Source organism: Streptomyces sp. NRRL WC-3549 (assembly GCF_000721935.1).
In the GTDB taxonomy this organism is placed as follows: domain Bacteria; phylum Actinomycetota; class Actinomycetes; order Streptomycetales; family Streptomycetaceae; genus Streptomyces.
Genome location: NZ_KL585442.1, coordinates 62,889 through 68,998 on the forward strand (window position 1 = coordinate 62,889; position 6,110 = coordinate 68,998).

At 77.1% G+C, this 6,110-nt stretch carries 6 protein-coding genes and 1 pseudogene; 5 read left to right on the plus strand and 2 right to left on the minus strand.

Annotated features, from left to right (window positions below; all coding sequences use genetic code 11):
* The 5 genes and pseudogenes from IH13_RS0133750 to IH13_RS39205 form a co-directional block, all read left to right on the plus strand.
* Window positions 1-491, plus strand: a 491-nt coding sequence (locus IH13_RS0133750) for a D-sedoheptulose-7-phosphate isomerase (protein ID WP_031090558.1), incomplete at its 5' end; no start/stop codon positions are given.
* Complete coding sequence (gene rfaE2 / locus IH13_RS0133755) at window positions 488-1,897, plus strand: D-glycero-beta-D-manno-heptose 1-phosphate adenylyltransferase (protein ID WP_031090559.1); 1,410 nt, start codon at window positions 488-490, stop codon at window positions 1,895-1,897. The genes IH13_RS0133750 and rfaE2, both read left to right, overlap by 4 nt.
* 5 nt (window positions 1,898-1,902) lie before the next feature.
* Window positions 1,903-2,922 carry a glycosyltransferase family 9 protein gene (locus IH13_RS0133760; RefSeq protein ID WP_037843175.1) on the plus strand — a complete coding sequence of 340 codons (1,020 nt, stop codon included), beginning with the start codon at window positions 1,903-1,905 and terminating at the stop codon, window positions 2,920-2,922.
* The gene (locus IH13_RS0133765) at window positions 2,915-3,820 is read left to right on the plus strand and encodes a glycosyltransferase family 2 protein (protein ID WP_031090563.1); all 906 of its coding nucleotides are present in this window, start codon (window positions 2,915-2,917) and stop codon (window positions 3,818-3,820) included. The genes IH13_RS0133760 and IH13_RS0133765 overlap by 8 nt, the downstream gene beginning before the upstream one ends.
* Before the next feature lie 73 nt (window positions 3,821-3,893).
* Window positions 3,894-4,693, plus strand: a pseudogene (locus IH13_RS39205) (glycosyltransferase family 2 protein).
* 152 nt (window positions 4,694-4,845) lie between these two features.
* Here IH13_RS39205 and IH13_RS0133775 read toward each other — a convergent pair.
* Both IH13_RS0133775 and IH13_RS0133780 read right to left on the minus strand, forming a co-directional pair.
* Window positions 4,846-5,307, minus strand: a complete 462-nt coding sequence (locus IH13_RS0133775) for a DUF5709 domain-containing protein (protein ID WP_031090566.1) — start codon at window positions 5,305-5,307, stop codon at window positions 4,846-4,848.
* Window positions 5,308-5,676: 369 nt separating this feature from the next.
* Window positions 5,677-6,110 (minus strand): DoxX family protein (locus IH13_RS0133780; protein ID WP_031090568.1); only part of this gene is annotated, 434 nt, incomplete at its 5' end.

Consider the following 6,110-nt stretch of genomic DNA (forward strand, 5'->3'; position numbering starts at 1 on the left):
CCCAGGCCCAGCACCTGACCGCCGAACTCGTCGGGCGCTACCAGGACGACCGCCCGGCGTACTCGGCGCTCGCCCTGCACGCCGACACCTCCTCCACCACCGCCATCGCCAACGACTACGGGGTGCAGGAGGTGTTCGCCCGGCAGACGTGCGCGCACGGCCGCCCCGGCGACGTGCTGATGCTCCTGTCGACCAGCGGGGCCAGCGCCAACCTCCTGGCGGCGGGGAACGAGGCCCGGCGCATCGGGATGCCGGTCTGGGCGATGACCGGCCCCGAGCCGAACCCGCTGGCCGCGGCGAGCGACGAGGCCCTGTGCGTGGAGGCCGCGATGTCCGCGACCGTCCAGGAACTGCACCTGGTCGCCGTCCACATGGTCTGTGAGGCCTTCGACCGGGAGATCGCCGCCCGGGCCGCCCGCGGGACCCGGGGTGTGCCGGCCGAGCGGCCGCGGGCGGCCGACGGCACACCGGCCGGGGAGGAGCGCGCATGAACACCCGCACACCGCTGGTCGTCGTGGGGGACTGCCTGCTCGACCGTGACGTGACCGGACACGCGGAGCGGCTCGCCCCCGACGCCCCCGTCCCGGTCCTCAGCCGCCCGGAGCGCACGGCGCGGCCGGGCGGTGCGGCGCTCGCCGCCTGCCTCGCCGCGGCCGACGGCCGAGAGGTCACCTTCGTCACCGCGCTCGGCCAGGACGAGGCGTCCCGCACGGTCCGCGAGATGCTCCGCGACCGGGTACGGCTCGTCGAGATCCCCCTCACGGGTGCCCTCGTCTGCAAGACGAGGCTGATGGCCGAGGGGCGCCCGCTGCTCCGGCTCGACGACGGGGACGGGCGTGCCGCAGCCGCCACCCCCGAGGCCGAAGAGGCCGTCGCCGGGGCCGCCGCGGTGCTGGTGGCCGACTACGGACGGGGCACGGCGGACGCGCTGCGCACCGCCCTGACCGCCCGGGCCGCCCACGCGCCGGTGGTCTGGGACCCGCACCCCTCGGGCGGCCCCCCGGTTCCCGGTACGCGCCTGGCCACGCCCGCCGCCGCCGAGGCCCGGCACTTCGCGGGCCGCGGGACGGCCGGAGGGGGCGAGGACGGGGGAGGGGGCCGCCGCACAGGCCTGCGGGCGGCGGCCGCCGACGCCCGGCGGCTGCTGGAACTCTGGGGCGCCGCGTCGGTCGCCGTCACCCTGGGCGAGGACGGCGCGCTGCTCCACCAGGGCGGTACGCCCCTGCTGGTGCCCGCGCCCCACCGGGCGGGCGGGGACTGCTGCGGGGCCGGCGACCGGTTCGCCGCCACGGTCGCCGAGCTGGCCCTGCGCGAGGCGGTCGACGCCGCCACCCGGTTCGTCGCCGACGGCGGGGCGCACGGCGTCCTGCGCGAGCCGCCCTCCGGCGACCAGGACACGCGACCGGCCCGCGGGGCGCGTGAACTGGTCGGCCGCGTCCGCGCCCGCGGCGGCACCGTCGTCGCGGCGGGCGGCTGCTTCGACCTGCTGCACGCGGGCCACGTCGAACTCCTCCAGGCCGCCCGCCGCGTGGGGGACTGCCTGGTCGTGTGCGTCAACTCCGACGCCTCCGTCCGGCGCCGCAAGGGCGGCGGCCGCCCCGTGGTGACCGCCGCCGACCGGGTCCGGGTGCTGGAGGCCCTGGACTGCGTCGACGCGGTGGTCGTCTTCGACGAGGACACCCCGGAACGCCTGCTGGGCGAACTGCGCCCCGACGTCTGGGCGAAGGGCGGCGACTACGCCCTCTCCGACCTCCCGGAGGCCGGGCTCCTGGAGAGCTGGGGCGGACAGGTGGTCCTCCTGCCCTACCTCGACGGCCGCTCCAGCACCCGGCTGGTGGAACGCGCCTCCCGAGGACCCGGCACGGGCGCCCGCTCCGCTCCGACCACGCGGCGGTGAGCGCGGTGGCCCCCCTCGCACCCTCCGTCCTCCCCCGGCCCTCGGGCCGGCGGCCCACCGTCCTGGTCCTGCGCGCCCTGGGGCTCGGCGACCTGCTCGCCGGGGTACCGGCACTGCGCGGTCTGCGGCGGGCGTTCCCCGGCCACGAGACCGTCCTCGCGGCACCGGCCTCCCTGGGGCCCGCCGTACGGGCGACCGGCGCCGTCGACGCCCACTTCCCGACCGAGGAGAACGGGCGCCGGGTCCCCCCGCTCGGCCACTGGCGGCACGCCGCGCCGGACATCGCCGTGGACCTGCACGGCAACGGCCCGGAGAGCCACGACGCCCTCGCGGCGCTGGCACCCGGCCGACTCCTGTCCTACGCGCACCCGGAACCCGGGCACCCCGCGCCCCCGCGCTGGCGGGCCGACGAACACGAGCGGCTGCGCTGGTGCCGTTTCCTGAGGGCCCACGGCATTCCGGCGGACCCCGGCGAGCTGCGGATCATCCCGCCCCCGGTCCCCTCGCCGGCCCCGGGAGCCGTCGTGCTGCACCCGGGCGCCGACTCCGGGGCCCGCAGGTGGCCGCCCGGCCGCTACGCCGCCGTCGCCGCGGGGCTTCGGGCCGCGGGCCGGCGGGTCGTCGTCACCGGGGGCCCCCGGGAGAAGCAGCTCTGTGCGCAGGTCGCCGACGGCGCGGGGCTGGGACCGCGGGACGTCTTCGCCGGAACCCTGTCCTTCGACCAGTTGTCCGCACTGATCGCCGAAGCCTCGCTCTTCGTCAGCGGCGACACCGGCCCCGCCCATCTGGCCTTCGCCCACGGCACCCCGTCGGTCACCCTCTTCGGACCCGTCTCCCCCGAGCTGTGGGGCCCGCCCCCGGGCCGCCGCCACACCGCGCTCTGGCACCCGGGCCCGCCGGGGGACCCGCACGCGGCGGAGCCGGACCCCCGGCTGCTGAGGCTCGACGCCCGCCGGGTCCTGGAGCGGGCGCTCGGCGCGCTGGACCACGGCGACACCACGGAGGAAGTGACCGCACATGTCTGACCGCCGACGTGAGGACGCGCCGGACCGCCGGACCACGGTCGCCATCATCACCCGCGACCGCCGGGAGAGCCTGCTGCGCACCCTGGACCACCTGGCGGCCCTGCCCGAGCGGCCACCCGTCATCGTCGTGGACAACGGGTCGGGGGACGGCACCCCGGACGCCGTACGCGCCCACCCGTGCGGGGCACGGCTGCTGCTCCCCGGACGCAACACCGGAGCCGTCGGACGGAACCTGGCGGTACGTCAGGCGTCGACACCGTACGTGGCCTTCAGCGACGACGACTCCTGGTGGGAGCCCGGCTCGCTGAAGGCGGCCGCGGCGCTCTTCGACACCTACCCCCGGCTCGGCCTGCTCTCCGCCCGTACGGTGGTGGAGCCCGACGGGACGGACGACCCGCTCGACACGCTCCTCGCGAACTCGCCGCTGCCCCCGCGCACGGATCTGCCGGGCACTCCGGTGCTCGGGTTCCTCGGCTGCGCGGCCGTGGTGCGCCGCTCCGCGTTCCTGGCGGCCGGCGGTTACCACCCGCTCCTCTTCTTCGGGGCCGAGGAGACCCTGCTCGCCTACGATCTGACGGCGGCCGGCTGGGGCGTCGTCCACGAGCCGTCCCTGGTCGCGCACCACGGCCCGGACGCCGTCCCACGGCCGGGCAGAGCGGTCGCCCTGCGGCGCAACTCCCTGCTGACGGCCTGGCTCCGGCGGCCCCTGCGGGTCGCCCTGGCGGAGACGGGCCGCCTGCTCGAGGAATGGGCACACGGCGGTACGGACGCGGGCCGGGCCCTTCGGGAGGCCCTGGCCAGGATTCCCGCGGCGGTACGGCTGCGCCGGCCGCTGCCCGCGTGGGTGGAGGACCAGATCCTGCTGCTGGAGAGCGACGCGGGCGGGCGGGGCCGATGACGGCGGACACCCTCCCGGCCCCGACCCGCGCACCACCGTGGTGGTCATCACCCGCAACCGCCGCACCGAACTGATGCGCACCCTCCGGCTCCTAAGCCGGCTGCCCGAACGTCCGGACGTCATCGTCACGGACAACGGGTCCGACGACGGCACGACCCGCGCCGTGGCCCGCGACTTCCCCGGCGTCCTGCTGCTCACCCCCGGCGAGAACCTCGGTGCGGTCGGCCGCAACCTCGCGGTCCGCCATGTCCGCACCCCGTACGTGGCGTTCTGCGACGACGACACCTGGTGCTGTCTCTTATCCCGGCCGCCGTGACGGCACGGATCGTCGTCGAACCGGAGGGCGAGGACGACCCCGTGGTGGCCGAGCTCCGGGACTCGCCGCTCACCGGCCCCGACTGGCTCCCCGGCCCGGCCATCGGCTCCTTCCTCGCGGCGGCGACGGTGATCAGGACCCGGGCCTTCCGCGAGGCGGGCGGCTTCCACCCCGGCATCTGGCTCGGGGGCGAGGAGGAACTGCTGGCCACGGACCTGATGCGGGAGGGCTGGTGGATGGCGTACCTGCCCGAGGCCGTCATCCACCACGCCGCCTCGGCGGTCCGTGACAGCACGGCCCGGCGGGTGACCGGGCTGCGCAACACGCTGTGGTTCACCTGGCTGCGGCGACCGGCCGGGCCCGCGGTGCGGCGCACCCTGTACCTGCTGGCCACGGTCCCGAAGGACCTGGCCTCGGTGCGGGCCTTCGCGCAGGCCGTGCGGGGGCTGCCCTGGGTCCTGCGGCAGCGGCGGCCCGTCCCGCCGGAGATCGAGGCGCGGCTGGCGGCCCTGGAGGGGGCTCAGCGCCGGGGGAGCGCACGACGGTACGTGGGGTGAGCCGCCGCCCGGCCCGGGCGGTGCCGCGCCGTCCAGGTGCGGTGCGATCCGATGGGCCGGACGGGGCCGCCTGTCGCCGTTGCCGGGCACGGGCCGCGGGCGCCGGTGGGGTCACCGGCACCCGCGTACACCCATGGCGTGTCGGCCCTGGATCAGGCGCCGGTGTCCTCGTCCTGGATGTGCACCGCGGCCTCCTCCGCGGACGCCGCGCCCCCGTCGATGCCCACGTCCCGGCCCAGCACCCTGTTGTTGCGCTCGTCGCCGGGTTCCTCGGGAGCCGCGACGCGCCCGGCGCGCTCGTCGCCCGCCTCCTCCTCCACCGGACCGTTGTTCTCCGGTTCCTCCTCGGCCCGGGGCGCCTGGCGGGGGTCCTCCTCGGGAACCTCCTGGGCGAGCCGCCGGTCGAGGGACTCGCCCTCGCGCTGCTCCTCGCCGGTCGTGCCGTACTTCGACACACCCAGGGGCTTCTCCGGCGGGGAGTACCCCGTGTCCAGTACGTCGTCGAGGCCGGGCTCGTCGATCACGTTCTCCGGATCGAGCTCGTCCGTCGGCCGGTTGTCCGCGTCCGAACCATCCGGCTGGTAGACGTCGTCACCGCGTCCTTCTCCGGACATGTGCCTGTTCCTTCCCTCGAGGTATGCCGTGTCCGCCGCCGCCCGTGGGCACGGGCCGCGCGGCGTCGTCGCTCTCCTGCCCACGTGAGCGCGGGTCAGTGATGCCCCGGAGGCCGGTTTTCCCGCAGTCGCCCGCCCCGGCCCTCCGGGGGGTCCCGCTCCGGCGGTGTGGCCGCCGTGCGGAGCGGAAGGCCTGGTCAGCGCCATCGTGGCCACCAGCCGACGGCCCCGGCAGCTTATGGCCGATACCGGGCCGGTGCGACCGCGCAACGCCGTACGCCGGGGGCGGCGGAGCAAGGGGACCGCGCCCTCCGTCCGCCGCCCGCGCGGGGCCGGGCGGCCGGGCCCCGGAGGACCGGCGGCCCGTGGTCACCGGTGCGCCGTCGCCGGGCCGTCACCGCCCGGCCGGACCGCCGCACGGCGGCGCCGGAGGCCGGCGGCACCGGCCGCGGTGGCCGTCCACAGGGCCAGGCCGATGTACAGCAGTTGCTCGGGAACCCTGAACCACAGCGGTACGGCCGGGTCGTCGCCGAGTGGGATCCCCTCCACGGCGGCGTGGACGTTGGCCGGGAGCAGCAGCACGAAGAGCACCGCGAGGCCGAGACCGGCTGCCGGCCGTGTCGATGTGAGCACGAGCCCGGCCGCGCCGAGGAGTTCCAGTACGCCGGTCACATGGACCACCGCGCCGGGGAACGGCACGAACGGCGGCACCATCGCCGTCAGGTCGTCGTGGCCGGGCATCACGCCGGTGTCCGACGGGGCGAAGTGGGCGGCGGCGGTGGCCACCAGCATGAGGGCCATGC